Here is an 18923-nt window from a genome sequence, read left to right on the forward strand (position 1 = left end):
GGTAAGATGATGTCTCTAATTGTTACTCAACACCATACTGTTGTTTATACGATTTTTCTAAATCGGTCACTTGCTGTAGTAATTGTTTTTCCGAAGTAGAGGCTAAAATACTCTTATAGGCTCCCAAAGCACGTAAAGCCGTTCCAATATTGGAATATTCAAGCTCAGGTTTCGTTTGGGCAATATCTTGGTACCAACGCATATTTTGGGTCATAAACTTCAAATTGCGGTTTACGATCTCATTCGCACGCTTTGTTTCACCAGTTTCATACAACACATTGACAATTGGAATATAGCCTAAAATATCGCGCATCAAATAAACACGTTTTGGCATTTTCTCATACGTTTCAACAGCGACTTTACGCGCCTCATCCTTATGACCTTCCATCATCAACTGTGTCGCTGTACCACCCATTACGGTATTTGTAATCATGGTAATCATGCGGTAAGATTCAGGATCCAGGTACGAAGCATGTGCCATATTACCCCATTGGTATTTCGTAGTAATGTCTTTATAAGCAGACTGTGTATCAACCAATGTACCTTCCGCCCCGGCAGGAGTTGCAATCGGCATTAAACGCAGTGCAAAGCCCTCTTGGACCAGATATTTATCTAAACCAAGGTAGTTATCATTTGGAACTGTTGCCGCAAAATAAATTGGACGTTTCCAATCGTTATTCAACAATACGTTTAAGATTGATAATTCTGCTCTAGAGATATAATTTCTATTGTAGGTCCAGCTCATGGTATCGACAATAGATTCTTGCCAAGCTTTAGGAACGACATTATTTTTCAGAACAGATTCTTTATTCACCGGAAGGCTAAAGTTTTTGGTTGGCAAGAAGTTTTCAAACTTACCACCTCTCAATTCCAATTTGTTCTTCTGGTCGTCAGACAATAAAATCTGCATGATCAAGTCCAGATCCACATGCCCGGGAACCTTCATATCCTGATAATAAAGCACTTCGCGAACGCCTTTTTTGAACTTTTCATCATCGATATTGATCGGTAAACCTTCGGCCTGATTCACTTTTTGCTTCATCTGGCGCATATACCAGTCCGAACTCAACAAACTTAAGTTTACGACACGCACATCTGGACGATAATTTTCAACTTCCTGTACATACCACAAAGGATAGGTATCATTATCACCGTAAGTAAATAAAATCGCATTCGGTGCACAAGATGCTAAATAGTTTTTCGCTAAATCACGTGCAGTTGTTTTCTCCGAACGATCGTGATCATCCCAGTTTTGGAAGCCCAACAATACCGGAGCACCCAATAAACAAGCTACTGTAGCAGCACCGGCCGCTACTTTACCATCCACTTTTTTGCTTAAATAATCCGCGATAGCGAAAACCCCAAGCCCGATCCAGATCGCAAAGGCATAAAAAGAACCTGCATACGCATAGTCACGTTCACGTGGTTGAAGTGGACTTTGATTTAGATATAAAACAATTGCTAATCCTGTAAAGAAAAACAACAGCCCCACAATTCCCGCATCACGTTGTCTCTTTCCAAAATGCCAGAATGCACCAATTAAACCAATGATCAAAGGCAAGAAATAATATTTGTTATTCGAAGGATCAGTCTTCAATGAATCTGGAATGGCATTTTGTCCACCGACATGCATTTGGTCTACAGGTTTAGCACCTGAGATCCAATTACCCTCCGTAAACGAACCCTGACCTTGTTGGTCATTCTGACGACCGGCAAAATTCCACAAGAAATAACGGCCGTACATATGTCCGATCTGATAACTGAAAAAGAATTTCAGGTTATCGCCAAAAGTCGGCGACTGTCCTTCCGGAATTTTTAAGTAATCACGATAATATTCAATATGTCCCTGATCCCGTGAACTGTAGACACGCGGGAAAAACATCGTTTTATCGTATTTATAATCCATGCCGTTCTCCACTTTTGTATACTTATCCTTATCTTTTCTGTACGTGTAGGTCGGCTCGGCATCCACTACCTGCGCATCAAATGTAGGTCCGTTTAAAAGAGGCTCACTTGCATATTGCTCACGGCCAAGGTAGCTTACAAAAGAAAATGCATTATCCGGATCACTGTTATTTAACGTCGGATTTGCTTTGGCACGTACCATAATCATGGCAAAAGAGCTGTAACCAAAAATGATAAATGCTGCACTGATTAAAATCAGATTTAACATCGGTTTGACCTTTTTGATTGAATACCAGATCCCATATACGAAAAGAGCCACCGCTAAAATCATGAATAAGTTAAATCCAGTACCGAAGCCCATTCCCAGACTATTCACAAAGAACAGATCAAAATAGGCTGCCGCTTTAACGGTATATTGAATGATTCCCCATAAGATCAGCGCCAAAACAACTACACCAATTAAGAAGGCTTTGATCGCCCCCGAAGATGTCACAGTTTTTGAACGTTTAAAATAAATCACCAAAGCAATCGCCGGGATCACCAACAGGTTTAATAAGTGCACTCCAATAGAAAGTCCCATCACATAGGCGATAAAGATCAACCAACGGTCCGAACCGGCTTCATCGGCATGATTTTCCCATTTTAGAATACCCCAAAATACGACGGCTGTACATAAAGAAGACATGGCATAGACTTCGGACTCTACCGCTGAGAACCAAAATGTATCCGTAAAGGCATAGGCCAATGCACCAACAGCGCCCGAGCCAAATATTTTGATTAAATCGGTTGATGTATACGATCCATCAACACCCTTTACAACGATTTTCTTTGCTAAAGCTGTAATTGTCCAAAATAAAAACAAAATGGTCAGACCACTACATACCGCCGATCCTACATTCATCCAGAAAGCAATTCGTGTAACATCCCCACCGGCAAGGTTTGAGAATATATTTTGAATCATTAAGAATAAAGGTGCTCCTGGCTGGTGCACAATTTGAAGTTTAAAGGCTGAAGCGATAAACTCGCCACAGTCCCACCAGCTCGTCGATCGTTCGGCAGTCATGACATACGCTACAGTTGCAATTAGCGCACATATCCATCCTAAAAGATTGTTGATTTTAGTATAGTTCATAAAATGATAACTGTAAAAAGTATTATTAATACGGCTCGAAAATAAGGATAAGTTAATAAGAAATGAACTTTATTCTGATTTTTTAACACATATTAATTGAAAAAATTTCATTACGCGATCTAATATTGGCGACAAAGAAAGCACGTCCAAGTGCACTTGTACACTTTACAACCTGTTGACGGGATCTCCTTACCGAAAAAAAGGTTAGCACACTGAATTTTCAGGAGCAAACAAAAATTATTTATTTGAAAATCAGCTCCAATACACTTTACAACACATTTTTATTTGCAGAAATAAGAATAGTCCGTATATTTGCATCATCAAATGTGAACGACATCATCACGATAACGAACATTTTTGAATTGTTTGTCCGATAGTATAAGGGTAGTACGACAGTTTTTGGTTCTGTTTGTCTTGGTTCGAATCCAGGTCGGACAACAAACAATAGAAAAGGCTTGCAAATGCAAGCCTTTTCTGCGTTATATGCAAGGCTTATTATTTATAAAAGGGTTTAGATTTTTTTAAATTTACATTTTGATTTTTAAAACAAATCTCTATCTTTGCGTCGTCAAAAAGAAAAAGACGGAAACGTTGACTTTTTAGAGACATTGTCCGATAGTATAAGGGTAGTACGACAGTTTTTGGTTCTGTTTGTCTTGGTTCGAATCCAGGTCGGACAACTTTTAAAGTTAAGAGTATATGGATTGTGAAAACAATCCATTTTTTTTAATGTTTAACTTTAAAAAATAGTAAGGGAATAAAAATATTGAATAAACGACAATACAATAACCCAACATAAATATACAAAACCATGCCTTTGCAATTCAACACGGTTAAACTATTTGCAGGTTCTGGCACTACAGAACTAGCCGAAAAAATCGCACAATCTTACGGGAAACCACTAGGAGACAAAACATTATCGCGTTTTAGCGATGGTGAGATTCAACCATTCTACAATGAATCAGTTCGCGGAAGCGATGTATTCATCATCCAATCTACCAACCAGCCTACTGACAATCTTTTTGAATTATTGTTGATGACAGATGCAGCGAAGAGAGCTTCAGCACATTATATCACAGCGGTAGTCCCTTACTTTGGTTTCGCAAGACAAGATCGTAAAGACAAACCAAGAGTTGCTATCGGCGCAAAAATGATTGCCAACCTATTGACTGCAGCTGGCATTCACCGCATCATGACGATGGACCTTCACGCAGCACAAATCCAAGGTTTTTTCGATATTCCTGTTGATCATTTGGATGGTTCTATCATTTTTGTTCCCTACATCAAATCGTTAAAACTTCCGAATCTAACGATTGCTTCTCCAGATATGGGCGGTTCATACAGAGCGCGTACCTTTGCTAAATTTTTCAATGCAGAAGTTATTATCTGTGACAAACGTCGTAAACGCGCAAATGAAATCGAATCAATGTCTATTATCGGCGATGTAACAGGTCAAGACGTTGTTTTGATCGATGACATCTGTGATACAGCAGGCACACTTTCAAAAGCTGCAGCCTTAATCATGGAAAATGGCGCAAAATCTGTCAGAGCAGTTTGTACACATGCGGTGTTGTCCGGAAAGGCATATGAAACAATTGAAAACTCCGTATTGTCAGAAATGATCGTAACCGATACCATTCAATTAGATCCGGAAAAAGCAAAACAATCGACCAAAATCAAAGTATTATCAACGGCTGATTTATTTGCAAAAGCAATCACAAGTGTAAATCAACACTCTTCAATCTCTGATTTATTTGAAGTAGAATAATCTTTGCGTTTTAGATTCTAGATATTGGACCTTGGTACAGAAAGCATTCAGCTCAACGGCCAAGGTCTTTTTTATATTGCACAACCAACCTCCGCCCTTTCAAAAAAATAACAAAGATTTAAAAACACTCTTCGCGTGGCACTTATCTTTTAATCACAGTCGAAAAGTCCATTTTTATCAAATAGAGTAAGTTAGCAATTGGTTGCCATCAACTGTTATAACGATAGGAGATTTACAGGGATATAACAGGGGGTTAGCAGGGGGTTAACAGGGGTAAATCCCTGTTAACCCGCTGTTATGCCCCTGTTAAAAGAGTCTTATTTCAGTTTTAATATAGGAAGTGGTATCAATTTGGTCATACATTAGGGTAAACAAGTCGCCATGAACAGGCTTAGTCATGAACATGGAAAATCGAAAACATGGAATAAGTGCCTGTTCCCGAACGAATAGCGGTGGTATTTTTTTGATAATATCAGAAATTAGATTATCTTTGCACCTCAAATTTATAAAAAATTAAAAGATGAAATCAATTGCTATTAGCGGTTCTGTAAGACAGAACGTAGGGAAAAGAGATGCAAAAGAATTGCGTTACCAAGGTTTAGTACCAGCAGTACTTTACGGTGGTACAGAGCAAACAGCTCTTTCTGTATCCGCAGCTGATTTGAAACCAGTTCTTTACACTGCAGACGTAATCATTGTTGAATTAAACATTGACGGTCAAACTAGAAGAGCTATCGTTCAAGACGCACAATTCCACCCATTAACTGATTTAGTTACACACGTTGACTTTTTAGAATTATTTGATGATAAAGAAGTATCATTAAATATCCCTATCAAATTAACTGGAACTTCTCCAGGTGTTAAAATGGGGGGTAAATTAGTTCAAAAATTACGTAATTTACGCGTAAAAGCATTACCTGCAAACTTGCCACAAGAAATTGCCGTACCAATGGAATCTTTAGAAGTTGGTAAATCAGTTCGTGTAGGTCAAATTCAATTGGAAAACGCAAAAGTATTGAACAATGCTGATGATACAATCGTATCAGTAATCATGTCTCGTGCATTGCGTCAAGCTGAACAAGAAGCTGCTAAAGCATCTAAAGGTGGTAAAAAATAATCTGAGCAAGATTTTAAAATACTACAGAAAGCACCGAAATTCGGTGCTTTTTTTGTTTATTAAATTTCTATTTTTGCAGCATGAATTATCTTATCGTTGGATTAGGCAACATTGGCAGTGAATATGCCGATACACGACATAATATTGGTTTTATGGTTGCCGACGAGCTGGTTAAACAGGCTGGCGCCAGTTTCTCCTTGCTCAAGTTGGCCTACTATAGCGAATTTAAGCAACGGGGGCACAATGTTACTGTGATTAAACCTACAACTTACATGAACTTAAGTGGCAAGGCCGTCAACTACTACATGCAACAATGCAAAGTTCCAATTCAGAATGTATTGGTGATTGTAGATGATCTGGCCATTCCATTTGGCTCGCTACGCATGAAACCCAAAGGAAGCAGCGCCGGTCATAACGGACTTAAATCCATAGAACAGCTTTGTGGCGGACAGGTTTATCCGCGCTTACGTTTCGGTATTGGCGATAATTACCCAAAAGGTAGACAAGTAGATTATGTACTAGGTCCTTTTGACAAAGAGGAACAAGCTGAACTACCGGCTTTAATTGACCATTCTGTAAAAATGATCCAGAGTTTTGTCAATATCGGCATCGAGCTGACGATGACAAATCTGAATACAAAATAAGCTACTTGTCGTTATAATGTCCCAGTGCCTAGATCACAACGACAGAAATCTCTTCTTCAAAAATTTCATAAATAAGGCGGTCTTTCTCATTGATCGCCCTACTCCAAATTTCACCGCCAAAATATTTTAAATACCTGATTGCTTTCGCCTCTTTCCTTCTCAGCCCTAGCTTCTTTCACGCGATCATTTAATTTTGAAAATTCATCGTCAGACTCAATTTTTATTTTCGTACCACCTAGTGCTTTTAGTACCGCTTTAATCTTTTTTACTTCAGGAGATTCTATTTGAAATGATAATGTTGTCATACCCCTTTCGTTTTTACAAAAAAACAACTCCATAAACAGAAAAAGCCGAATATATCGGCTTTTTCTTGTGTAAGTCTTGTACTTTTATTGTATCGACCTTGTCTATTTCTTAATCGCTTCACCTTGTTCCTTCCCCAACTCAGTCTTAATTACTTTTCTCACTTTTCCCGATAGACGGTCCTTTACATCAGAAGATATTTCAGGGTGTTCCTTTACATAAGACTTGGTGTTCACAATGATGACGCCATTATCCGCCTGATCACCATATAGTGCAGTAGCATTTTGATCTTTTAAGATCGTAATGTTATCAATTGTATTCGGATCCAAATCTTTGATTTTTTTGTCTGCGGCAATTTCTCCGTCGACAACAAATAGTGGATTGCCCTTAGCTCCATGAACTCCGCGAAATTTAATATTACGGGCAGCGACTTTTCCAGATCCATCATCTGTCAATCCGATGATATTTCCAGGGATTCCCTGCGCTCGGCCCTTGAGCTCGGGTTCGTTCGCATCTTCTTTTTTATAACCCATTACAACAACTTCCGAGAGGTTTCCATTCACCTTCATCTTGTCAACGTTACCTGCATCTTCTTTTTTATCATAAGTAAAAGTAAGGGTCTGATTTGTGATCTTTGGTGAACCGTTTTTCTTCAACTTAACAAGAATAACTCCGTTCTTCCCTTTTTCACCATATATTGATGCAGCATTATTTTTAATCACATCAATCGATTGGATTTCCGTCCCCGGAATGGCAGACATAATGGTTGAATTAACTTCCTTTCCTTCCACAATATAAAGCGGTTCACTTCTAGGGTCTGCATTGGCACGAACCTCTATCCCAATAGTATTTCCTTTCAATCTAGTCGCGTCTTTACCAATATGAGCTCCTTCTTTCAATTTCACTTCAAGGATGCCATCTTTTCCAACATCCTCACCATACTTATCAATAGCAGCCTTACCTTGTAATACCGAGACTGACGCTATAGCATTTGGATCGATATCATCTACAGTAAAAGTTTTTTCCTGCACAATACCATTCATAACACAGCGTAATTTCTTTTGCGCTATATCCGAATGTTGTTGCATCTCGACAGTATTGGCCAAAATTGCTCCGCCAGCAATATCGATTGAAGACTTCGTCCGATACTTGATCAGATCACTATCATTCGAAAACCAGTACTTTGCCAGTTTTCCTTCAGGAATAGCCAAAAACTCCGCTTTAGAGACCAATTTATTATCCACAAAATACTTTTGATCTTTAGAGAAATCAATAGCGGATCTCTTGATTTCCTTAAAATCTTTTGTCTCCACTTGATTTGCTTTAGCCAAAGTATCCGTTAACGAAGCAGCCTTCATATTTGATTGATCTGTCTGAGATCTTAAATCAACTGTTGGCAACGGAATAGGCAGTACAGTTTCATTTGCCTTCTCAACTACCCCCTCAATACTACCCTCCGCTTTACTCACTGTAAATGCTGCTCCCGTCAACAAAAATATGGGTAAAAGAAAGGCGTATTTACTAAGCTCTATTTTCGATGATCGCTTCTTGTTCATCATCATAATACGACGTTTTAAAAGTTTAAAATTAAATTGATTGCTCAATCCTACTGAAGTGCCCTTTTTGGACACATTCAATAGGCTGTATTGGTACGTCTGCTTGTCAATTCCTTTATCGAGAACCTGTTGATCAGTCAAGAACTCCAAATTTTGGCGAATGGCCCTGCGCATGAGCCAGACGAAAGGATTGTACCAACAACACACCAATATCATTTCAAACAATAAAATATCCAAGCTGTGAAGGCCTTTCACATGAATATCCTCATGCTTAAAAATATCTTTTAGCTCAGCATCCAGATGCTGGTCTTTGTTAACATAGATTTTATTCAAAAACGAAAATGGAACAATAGGAATCAGGACATTCCGGAATAGGTACGTCCGCCATTGATCGGACGTCGAATTCAGATGGATCCGTAATAAACTCACTAATTGGAATACAAATTTTAAGAACAATAAAACGGCACCGGCCACAAAAACGATTTCCACCAACCTTCCTAACGTCAGCTGACGTTGAACCTCCGGTTCCATCATATAAAGCGAAATCTGCTCGCCTACCACCCCTATATTCAATCCACGCTGTACAAACAAAGACTTTAAATCCAAAAATGGATACAGAAAAGCAAATAGCCCTCCCACTAAAAAGTAGGCTCTATTTAAAAAATAGAATGTCAAGCCTTTCAATAGTCCAATATATCCCAGATAGATAATACCCAACAACAGATTGACTTGTATAATATAGGTTAGTAGACTTTCCATGCTATTAAGATTTATTATGCTTAATCATGTCCATAATCTCCTTTAACTCATCGGCGGTCAGTTTTTCTTCCTGTACAAAAAAGGAAACCATTTCCTTATAGGAATTTTTGAAATAATCGCCCACAAAGGAATTCATAAACTTAGCCTTATAATCTTCCTCACTCACCATCGGCTCATAGCGTTTGGCATTGGCATAGCGTACTGCCTTCACAAAAGCCTTGCGCTCCAGATTCTTTACTGTCGAAGCCAAAGTCGTATAAGGCATCTTCTCACCTTTTACATTATCCAAGATCTCTTTTATAAAACCTCCATTGAGGCTCCAAATCGATTGCATTGCCTGCTCTTCCTGTGCTGTTAATTTTTCCATATCTTTATCTTCCTTTTTCTAATCTACCACTAATCTACGAATAATTCGTAAATACCAAAAACATTTTTTATCCCCTTTGTGATCTTCACGCAAATAGGGATTTTGTAACCCCTTAAAAAAAAGAAATAGCTCATTTCCTGCGCATTTAAACTCAAATCCGACGAATATAAGTTAGCTGGCAAAAAATTTGTTATACGTTTATTTTAATTCTAAATTCATTCATAAATCGCTTCATCAATGGAAAGAACAGGATATTCACTGTGTAAAATTGATAGCAATCAGTCGCACCGTTCACTCCAAAAGGAGATGGTTTAACACAAATACAAGAAAGATAAATGGCTAAAAATATCAAAGCGATCAAATGTCCGCATTGTGGCAGTATAAAAATTACCACATTACGCCCCGATTATTACAAATGCGACAGCTGTGGAACTGAATTTTTTCTGGATAGTGATGATATCAATATCAACCACAACTATAACTACCCACGCAACAACCAAGATCAATATAAAGCCATACGGATTGTATTATTTGCTGTTGTGGGCTTTATTGCGCTGATGTTTGTCATTGGAGCCCTAAGTGCTCTATTTTCCAAAAAGCCAGCGCCTAATTATTCAACTTACAGCACTTCCAATACAGCAGAGAAAAAAGAAGAAGCCCAACCGCTGGAATGGAATTACGCAAGCAACACGCTATTTTTGGATAAAGATAATACGCCACATATCGTCGTCGTCGGTAATGTCGGAACCTTCAGGGGTCGAATGGACGAAGGCAAGGACAATAAGGTGTATATTGGGCTCTTCGATCCAAAAACAGGTAAGAAAGAATGGGTTAAGACTTTGATGGAAACTCCCGTCGAACTGTCGAGCAGCGACGTCAAACTTCAGGTATTTGAAGATCAGCATCTTTATATCATCGTCAAATCCAAATACATTTATCAGCTAGACAGAAATACGCTCACTTATAAAAGTGTCCTAGAGAACTATGTAAAAGATGCTCCATCTTTAAGCACGGGCATCGCTAAAGTTGAATTTAAATACGAAGACTATGGCTCTGCCTATCAAATTGTCAACAATGAAGGACAAAACCTAGCTTATTACCCCTTAATTAACAAATCTATTCCCGATAAACAGCTGTACGATGAAAGAAGGAAAAAGCTGCCCAACCCAACAACAAAAACGGATTTTACCTTTTCAAGCAAATCCAGTTATTATCCAGAAGAAAAAATCCAGTTGATCCAGTACAGTTACCAATATCAATATGGGTTTCCAAAAGATAGCCCCCGCTTTTCCTGGGATAAGGATTACGGCGGATCAGGTATTTTTACCGACCGCGATCCATACAAAAAGGTCTTGATAAATCCATGGCAATTTAAAGGAGCCCGTCTGATCAGTTTCAAAGACTTTACACCGGGCAGACTTTACTTCCAGCCCGTAGTGGTTGCTCAAAATGACAAAACACTTCTCATTGCGTATAAACCAACACCTGCTGAGGACGATCCCATACAGATCCAGTTGCTGGATATAGCAACGGGGGCCATACAAAAAACGATCAGCACAGACCTGAAGTCCATTTATGGAAATGGATGCCTGTTAAAGGATGGTTTTATTGTAAAAGACGCGAGCAACTATTATTATTTTGATAATAATGGCAAACAAATCAACAAGTTTGAAGGGTATAACCCCAAATTCGACACACTAAATTAAACACTATGGGACTATTTAATCTTTTTAACAACCAGCTTTCTGAGGTCATTGAGTGGAAAAACCAGGATCCCCGCTTATTATGGTATAAATTTCCATCTGAAAGGAATGAGATCAAAAATTCCAGTAAACTGATCCTTGCTCCAGGGCAGGGCTGCATCCTCGTCTACGAAGGAAAAGGTGAAAACTTGCTGACCGAGGCAGGTACATACAATCTGAAAACGGACAACCATCCATTCTTTACTACTTTAGCACGTTTGCGGCAAAACTTTGAATCAGAACATAAGCTCTACATTTACTTTTTCCGTACAGCCGCTATTGTCAATCAATCTTGGGGAACGGGAACACCTATTAAATATATCGACCCCCATTACAATTTACCGATAGAAATTGGCTTGAATGGTACGTTCTCTTACCTCATCAAGGAACCGGTACATTTCTATAAAAACATTGTGGCTAATCAAAATACGGTTAGCACAGCTGATATTCAAGACATCATCAATAATCGGATCCCCCAACAAATTATTGCGCAGATTGCACAAAAGAAACTGGGTTACAATGAGATTGACAGTCAACTGGGATTACTTTCCAACGACATCAAGACCGCGGTTACACAAGACTTTAATGATCTTGGCCTCGACATTACGGATTTCAAAATCCTAGGAACTCAATTTGATGCCAATACACAACGAAGAATTGGAGAAATCGCCGATTTAAGCACACAAAATCAAGCAGCACTACAGGCAGGTCTGAGCTATGTTGAATTAGAAAAATTACGGGCACTACGCGACGCAGCTAAAAATGAAGGCGGAATTGCAGGTGTAGGTGCACAACTGGGAGTCGGTATGGAACTCGGAAAGCAATTCGACCTTCAAAAAGAGGAGATCAAAGATCATATTCAGCAAGAGGGTGACTTTGTCGAGAAACTCCAAAAGCTGCAGCTGCTGCTTCGTGAGAATATCATTACCCAAGAAGAATTCGACACATTAAAAAAACAGATTCTCAATAAAATCTAGTGTATTACGGGAGATTCAACCTTAAAAGTGATAGCTATCCCATGAGACCTTTTAAAATGTAAATCGGTACGATTCAGCTCAATATACTGAGGTCAATCCATTCACAACCCATAAATTAATTCAGCTATGAAATATATATTCGGCATATTATTCACACTGGTGATCCTTTTCGTTGCCACCTATTTCCTTTTGGGACTTTGGGGCATTAAGCTATTGGAGGCGGAAAACTTCAGCAAAATATTGTGGACTACAGGAATTTTGACACTAACGTCCATTATTCTGGTTTGTTTTGTCATACTACCTTTTTTCGGATCGGGCAAACACGGCAACTACGAAGACAAAGGAAAGGTTGCGCAACGAAAAATAGATTGATATTTTTGCAGAATAAGATAATGTTAAATTTGAATAAATTATTTGCTTATTTAAGTAAATAATTCGTGAATATTATCCAAAATGACGCAGTCATGTCATTTTAATTCCAAAAGAACTTTCAATTTTAAATATCAAATAGTTAAATTTGTGAGATTAGCATAACAAATCAGATATAAGATAATATATAAACATGTCAGATAAAGCATCTATAAATTTAGACGGCACTTCGTATGACCTTCCGGTCATTGTCGGTACTGAAAATGAAAAAGCAGTTGATATTTCCAAATTAAGAGATCTAAGCGGATTTATTACGTTAGACCCAGGATACAAAAATACAGGTGCAACGAAAAGTGCGATTACTTTCCTTGACGGTGAAAAAGGCATATTGAGATATAGAGGATATCCAATTGAACAATTGGCGGAGAAATCGACTTTCTTGGAAGTTGCTTATTTGTTGATTTATGGAGAACTTCCTAAAAAAGAGGTATTGGAGAAATTCAGAGCTGACATCAAAAAGCAAATGATGATTCACGAAGACATGAAAAACTTCTTCGCTGGATTCCCATCCAAATCTCACCCAATGGGCCAGCTTTCGTGTTTAGTAGGCGCATTATCGGCATTTTACCCAGAATCTTTAAATCCAAACTTAACTGACGAAGAAGAGGATCAAACGATCATCAATCTTTTGGCAAAAATGCCTACGATCGTTTCCTGGATTCAAAAGAAATCGTTGGGTCATCCTGTCGTTTATCCAAAAAACAACCTTGGTTACATTGACAACTTCTTAAACATGCTGTTTGGAGAAGTGAATGATGAAAAAACATTCGATCCTGTGGTGATTGATGCCATGCACAAATTGTTGATTTTACATGCTGATCATGAGCAAAACTGTTCGACATCTACTGTTCGCATCGTTGGTTCATCCAATGCAAACCTTTATGCATCTGTTGCATCGGGTATCAATGCATTATGGGGACCATTACATGGTGGTGCAAACCAAGCTGTAATCGAGATGTTAGAAGCCATTAAAAATGATGGTGGTGATGCTGAAAAATATCTTGCTAAAGCAAAAGACAAAAACGACCCTTTCCGTCTGATGGGATTCGGTCACCGCGTTTACAAAAACTTCGACCCTCGCGCTAAGATCATCAAAAAAGCATGTGACGACATCTTGGAAAAATTAGGCGTTCAAGATCCGGTATTGGATATCGCTAAAAGACTCGAAGAAGCAGCATTGAATGACCAATACTTCATCGACAGAAAACTTTATCCGAATGTTGACTTTTATTCAGGTATCATCTACCGTGCATTAGGTTTCAAAGCAGATATGTTTACCGTATTATTTGCTTTAGGCCGTCTACCAGGATGGATTGCACAATGGAAAGAAATGCGTGAAAACAAAGAGCCTATCGGTCGTCCTAGACAAGTATACGTTGGCCACACAGAACGCGACTACGTTGAATTTTCAAATCGTTAATCCGATTTCGATTTATATCCTTAAAAAGCATCCCTCGGGGATGCTTTTATATTTTTATCCGAACTAACATGGAGGACTTTACAGCTGTCCGAAACCATCCGCCCGAACACTATAGGATGCCTCGTCGTTACGTTATTGTCACGATAATCTACTTGTTAAGTATATTTTAATTTTTCCTTATCTAAATTCCCTGTTTTTCGTTAAGTTTGCGTATTCATTGGTCTCTTATTAAAAATCATTATAAATAAGACTTGTTAGAAACAATACTACATATCTTGGTTCCCATTGCTATTTTCACTTTTATAGCAGCCTTTACCTTATTTGCAGTATATGCCGAGCGTAAGATCGCGGGATTTGTACAAGATCGTCTAGGACCGATGGAAACAGGAAAGTATGGCAGTCTCCAAACGATTGCCGACATTCTCAAATTATTACAAAAAGAATTAATCACCCCCTCATCGGCCGATAAAATACTCTTTAGAGTTGCTCCTATCGTTATTTTCGTTGCTGTATTTACAGGTTTTGCCGTTATTCCCTGGGCCAAAGATTTTATCCCGGCGGATACACATACAGACTTGTTCTTTATTATGGCCATCATCTCCATTGATGCTTTGGGCATTTTAATGGCAGGTTGGGGATCTAACAACAAATATTCTTTATTGGGTTCCATGCGTGCCATTGCACAGATGGTGTCCTATGAAATACCGGTAGGCCTTTCGCTGATTGCTGTAGTGATGCTAACCCAAACCCTAAATTTGAATGAAATCGCCATTGGACAAGGAATTCTAACTCATGGAAGCATTAAATTCTTTGGTTTTTGGGAAGTCAATGAGATCGGAGGCCTTTTCGCCTGGAACATCTTTCAGGCCCCACATTTGATTATTACCTACATCATATTCTTTATTGCTACCCTTGCCGAGTGTAATCGTGCACCCTTTGATATCCCGGAAGCCGAATCTGAGTTAGTTGGCGGTTTCCATACAGAATATGGGGGCATACAATTTGCCTTTATCTTTTTGGCAGAGTATGCCATGATGTTTTTGGTATCGATGTTGGGAGTTGTTCTCTTCTTAGGCGCTTGGAATACACCATTACCAAACATAGGTGCAATACGTTTGGCCGATTGGACCACGGGTTTAGTGTGGGGAATATTTTGGACATTAGCCAAATCATTATTTATTGTTGGTATCCAAATGTGGATTCGATGGACATTACCACGGTTACGTGCAGACCAGCTGATGAGTTTATGTTGGAAAGTATTGACACCGCTGGCTTTTCTTTGTATGGCCATCTCTGCAATTTGGCGAATTTTAGTTATAGCATAGGATATGATATTTAAAACAGCTTCGCATGCATTTCGTACGGCAATCAAGGGTTTATCTTTGACTGTTAAGCACTTGTTTGGTGCCCGACGTTCGCGAACAGAATTGAATATCAAGAAAGACAATTACTTTGATCAACAAGAAGGTATTGTCACCGTACAATACCCGCGTGAAAAAATGCCAATCCCCGAAGTTGCCCGCTATCAATTGCAAGTCGATATCGAGGACTGTATTGTATGTGATCTATGCGCAAAGGCTTGTCCTGTCGACTGCATCGAAATCGAAGCCATCAAATCACCGGAAGCGATTGGAAAAACTTCCGATGGAAGTGTAAAAAGACTATATCCGGCCAAATTCAATATTGATATGGCCAAATGTATGTACTGTGGACTTTGTACTGTGGTATGTCCGACGGAATGTATTACCATGACCAATGAATATGACCGCAGTTCTCAAAAACTGACCGATCTTATCTATGGTTTTTCAGATATGACCGATAGTGAGGTCGCACAGCGCAAAGCAGAGTGGACCAAGTTTCAAGCTGAAAAGGAGGCAGCAAAGCAAAAATAAAAGATGGAAACTATTTTATTCTACGCCTTTGCTACCCTAGCAATCGGTTCAGCACTTTTACTGGTCAATCTTAAAAATATTGCGCGTGCATTGTTCCTGTTTTTTATTGTGTTATTTGCTATGGCAGGACTCTACTTATTTGCTTTAGCCGATTTTGTAGCTATCACACAAATTATGGTGTATGTTGGAGGCGTGCTCATATTGATGTTATTTGCCTTTATGCTCTCCAACAAAGAACTCCTGAAAGACCTTCAGGATAGCAGCGGTACATTCTTAACCATGCCTAAGTGGCAGACGATTCCCATCGTGCTTGGCTTCCTATTGCTTATGCTATACGGCATTGTTGAATGGCAACAGGCTCCTCCAACATGGTGGATCTTAAAAGCCCAGGAAAATAGGACCATGATTATCGCATCAGATAATAACATTCATCAGATTGGGTTACGTTTTATGACCTTTTACGTTTTACCATTTGAAATTATATCCGTGTTTTTGATGATGGCCTTAATCGGAGCCTCACATCTATCGAGAAAGGAGCGTACAATATGATTACGCTGACGCATTTTTTAGTTGTCAGTGCCTGCATCTTTTGCATTGGCCTCTATACCGTTCTTTCCAAGAAAAATGCAATTATGATTTTGGTCGGTATTGAGTTGATGATCAACGCCGCCATTCTGAACTTTGTTGCTTTTGGAAAATACGACAAGGTCAGTTATGGTGGGCAAATTTTTGCCCTGTTTGCCATCGTTCTCGCAGCGGCTGCAGTTGCCGTTGGATTGGCTATTGTATTAAATGGCTACAGACATTACAAAACCATTAATCCGGATGAGATCAACCAATTAAAAGACAAGTAAGCATTGGATCAATTTGTTCACATATCGCCCCTTCTGACCGCACTGCTTACCTTGGCAGCGCCATTTGTGGCATTCCTATATCAAGCAATAGCAGGTAAACGCGACCAGTCGGGTCTAGTTTCCCTCGCAGCTATCATCCTCAGCTTTATCGCTGGTGGATTGACCTGGTTCTCTATATGGAATAATCCGGCAGTATCAATTCAAGTAAGCTGGTTCACCGTTGGTGAAACAGCATTTAAAGTTGGTATCCTGCTGAACAATTTGAGCACGTTGATGCTTTTTTTGGTACCGACCATTGCCCTACCCGTACATATATACTCCAGAGCCTATATGCATGGCGATTCAGGTATTCACCGTTATTGGATGTATCTCAGCTTATTCTGTTTTGCGATGTTGGGATTGGTTATTATGGATAGCCTCTTATTGATGTATGTTTTTTGGGAATTGGTCGGTTTCGCATCGTATCTCCTCATCGGTTTCTGGTTCACACGTGAAACAGCTGTACAAGCCAATAAAAAAGCATTTTTGGTCAATCGTATCGGCGACCTCGGGTTTTTAATTGGGCTTGCGATCCTATTTACACAGTTCAAAACCCTCAATTTAATCGATCTCTTTGGGGACAATGGCTTAATTTATCAATCCACAATCGCCCAAGGATTATGGATATCTCCAGTCAATAGCTTACCTCAGATTTGGCTTACGATTGCAGGCTTAGCCTTCTTCTTGGCAGCTATGGCTAAATCTGCACAATTTCCATTACATGTATGGCTTCCTGACGCCATGGAAGGTCCTACATCGGTATCCTCGTTGATTCACGCTGCGACCATGGTTGCTGCCGGTGTATTCCTGCTGGCAACTGTATTTCCATTATTTAATGAATCTGCCTTATTATTTATTGCCATCATTGGTACAATAACCGCTGCTTCGGCCGCATACTTCGCGCTTGGCCAATACGACATCAAACGTATTCTTGCTTTTTCGACCATATCGCAGCTTGGTTTTATGATGGTTGGCATTGGCATTGGAACATGGGATGCTGCTTTATTTCATCTGACTACGCATGCCTTCTTTAAGTGTCTATTATTTCTTTCGGCAGGAGCTGTCATTCATGAAATGGCCCATCTCAAAGCACATAGCCAATTGGACTTTGATCCGCAGGATTTACGGAATATGGGAGGACTACGTCACTATATGCCAAAAACCTTCGTGCTGATGTGTATAGCTTCGCTAGCACTTGCAGGCTTCCCATTGACTTCAGGTTATTTATCCAAAGATAGTATTGTTATCTCTTCGTTTGAATGGGCTCTTTCAAAAGGTAACTTATACCTTATCATTCCTGCGATTTTAATTCTAGTAAGTATTTTAACGGCTTTCTACATCGGTCGTTTGCTCTTTAAAGCCTTTTTTGGAGAGTTCAGACTGTTGAAACAGCTTCAGGGCAAACTACTGGATCATCCACTACATGAAGCCCCAAAGACCATGTTGATCCCCATGTTTGTTTTGGGACTATTCTGTCTATTCCCGGTATTCTCATTCAATCCGTTTTCTTATCATGATTCCTGGTTGATGGACGGCCTTTTATTGGATGAATATGCTTTTGCACCAAGCCATAGTGCACACCTTATTATCCCGGCAATACTGCTCCTTGGTTCGGTTATTGGCTGGATCATCGGCTGGAAATGGTATGTACAAAATAAATACCCGTTAAACCCCGCTAGCCAGGCATTAAAAGCCGCTTTCAACCAGGGTTATATCAATGAATTTTACCAAGCAGTCTTTGTAAATGGCACATTAAAATTAGCGCAGTTCTGTTATTGGTTTGACCGTCATATCGTTGACGCTTTCGTTTCTTTCATTCAGTTTATCGTCTTATCCCTCTCTCAGCTAAGTGTGTGGATAGACAAATATATTGTAGATGGTTTTGTTAATACGGTTGCTACTGTAGCCTATTGGACAGGCAATCAAGTTCGCCTGGTCCAAAACGGAAAGATACAGACAGCATTGTATTCCGTCTTTTTATTAGTTTTACTTGGTTTAATTTATCTTATATTCTTTTAG

The 18923-nt window shown here is 39.3% G+C and carries 16 protein-coding genes; 12 read left to right on the forward strand and 4 right to left on the reverse strand.

Annotation, left to right across the window (positions count from 1 at the left end; all coding sequences use genetic code 11):
* Positions 1–22: 22 nt before the first annotated feature.
* Positions 23–3037, reverse strand: coding sequence for a glycosyltransferase family 117 protein (locus AAH582_RS21910; RefSeq protein WP_046672754.1), 3015 nt, complete (start codon positions 3035–3037; stop codon positions 23–25).
* An 811-nt stretch (positions 3038–3848) separates the two neighbouring features.
* Between AAH582_RS21910 and AAH582_RS21915 the strand changes: the two genes are divergently transcribed.
* From AAH582_RS21915 to pth, 3 genes are all read left to right on the forward strand, one after another.
* Positions 3849–4805 (forward strand): ribose-phosphate pyrophosphokinase, encoded by a 957-nt coding sequence (locus AAH582_RS21915; RefSeq protein WP_046672755.1) that lies wholly within the window; start codon positions 3849–3851, stop codon positions 4803–4805.
* 520 nt (positions 4806–5325) lie between these two features.
* Entirely contained in the window at positions 5326–5922 is a 597-nt protein-coding gene (locus AAH582_RS21920) for a 50S ribosomal protein L25/general stress protein Ctc (RefSeq protein ID WP_343320588.1), read from the forward strand.
* An 80-nt stretch (positions 5923–6002) separates the two neighbouring features.
* Positions 6003–6566: an aminoacyl-tRNA hydrolase gene (pth, locus tag AAH582_RS21925; RefSeq protein ID WP_075994222.1), complete on the forward strand. Its 564-nt coding sequence runs from the start codon at positions 6003–6005 to the stop codon at positions 6564–6566.
* Between the two features lie 110 nt (positions 6567–6676).
* Here the strand turns inward: pth and AAH582_RS21930 are convergent, their stop codons facing one another.
* From AAH582_RS21930 to AAH582_RS21940, 3 genes are all read right to left on the reverse strand, one after another.
* Positions 6677–6871, reverse strand: a complete 195-nt coding sequence (locus tag AAH582_RS21930) for a hypothetical protein (RefSeq protein ID WP_343320592.1) — start codon at positions 6869–6871, stop codon at positions 6677–6679.
* A 102-nt stretch (positions 6872–6973) separates the two neighbouring features.
* Positions 6974–9184 (reverse strand): M56 family metallopeptidase, encoded by a 2211-nt coding sequence (locus AAH582_RS21935; RefSeq protein WP_343320594.1) that lies wholly within the window; start codon positions 9182–9184, stop codon positions 6974–6976.
* A gap of 4 nt (positions 9185–9188) precedes the next feature.
* A complete protein-coding gene (locus AAH582_RS21940) occupies positions 9189–9551 on the reverse strand; it encodes a BlaI/MecI/CopY family transcriptional regulator (RefSeq protein WP_046672759.1) in 363 nt (120 codons plus the stop codon).
* 335 nt (positions 9552–9886) lie between these two features.
* Here AAH582_RS21940 and AAH582_RS21945 point away from each other — a divergent pair, with 335 nt between their 5' ends.
* From AAH582_RS21945 to AAH582_RS21985, 9 genes are all read left to right on the forward strand, one after another.
* Positions 9887–11257, forward strand: coding sequence for a hypothetical protein (locus AAH582_RS21945; protein WP_343320597.1), 1371 nt, complete (start codon positions 9887–9889; stop codon positions 11255–11257).
* Positions 11258–11262: 5 nt separating this feature from the next.
* Entirely contained in the window at positions 11263–12270 is a 1008-nt protein-coding gene (locus AAH582_RS21950) for an SPFH domain-containing protein (protein ID WP_046672761.1), read from the forward strand.
* Positions 12271–12396: 126 nt separating this feature from the next.
* Positions 12397–12642 carry a hypothetical protein gene (locus tag AAH582_RS21955; RefSeq protein ID WP_046672762.1) on the forward strand — a complete coding sequence of 82 codons (246 nt, stop codon included), beginning with the start codon at positions 12397–12399 and terminating at the stop codon, positions 12640–12642.
* Positions 12643–12832: 190 nt separating this feature from the next.
* The gene (locus tag AAH582_RS21960) at positions 12833–14119 is read left to right on the forward strand and encodes a citrate synthase (protein ID WP_046672763.1); all 1287 of its coding nucleotides are present in this window, start codon (positions 12833–12835) and stop codon (positions 14117–14119) included.
* Between the two features lie 251 nt (positions 14120–14370).
* Positions 14371–15444 (forward strand): NADH-quinone oxidoreductase subunit NuoH, encoded by a 1074-nt coding sequence (nuoH, locus tag AAH582_RS21965; protein ID WP_343320601.1) that lies wholly within the window; start codon positions 14371–14373, stop codon positions 15442–15444.
* Positions 15445–15447: 3 nt separating this feature from the next.
* Positions 15448–16011 (forward strand): NuoI/complex I 23 kDa subunit family protein, encoded by a 564-nt coding sequence (locus AAH582_RS21970; RefSeq protein ID WP_046672765.1) that lies wholly within the window; start codon positions 15448–15450, stop codon positions 16009–16011.
* Between the two features lie 3 nt (positions 16012–16014).
* Positions 16015–16560, forward strand: a complete 546-nt coding sequence (locus AAH582_RS21975; RefSeq protein WP_046672766.1) for an NADH-quinone oxidoreductase subunit J family protein — start codon at positions 16015–16017, stop codon at positions 16558–16560.
* Positions 16557–16865 (forward strand): NADH-quinone oxidoreductase subunit NuoK, encoded by a 309-nt coding sequence (gene nuoK / locus AAH582_RS21980; RefSeq protein ID WP_343320604.1) that lies wholly within the window; start codon positions 16557–16559, stop codon positions 16863–16865. Before AAH582_RS21975 ends, nuoK begins: the two co-directional genes overlap by 4 nt.
* 3 nt (positions 16866–16868) lie before the next feature.
* Positions 16869–18923, forward strand: coding sequence for an NADH-quinone oxidoreductase subunit 5 family protein (locus AAH582_RS21985; RefSeq protein WP_343320606.1), 2055 nt, complete (start codon positions 16869–16871; stop codon positions 18921–18923).

The organism is Sphingobacterium multivorum (assembly GCF_039511225.1).
GTDB lineage: Bacteria > Bacteroidota > Bacteroidia > Sphingobacteriales > Sphingobacteriaceae > Sphingobacterium.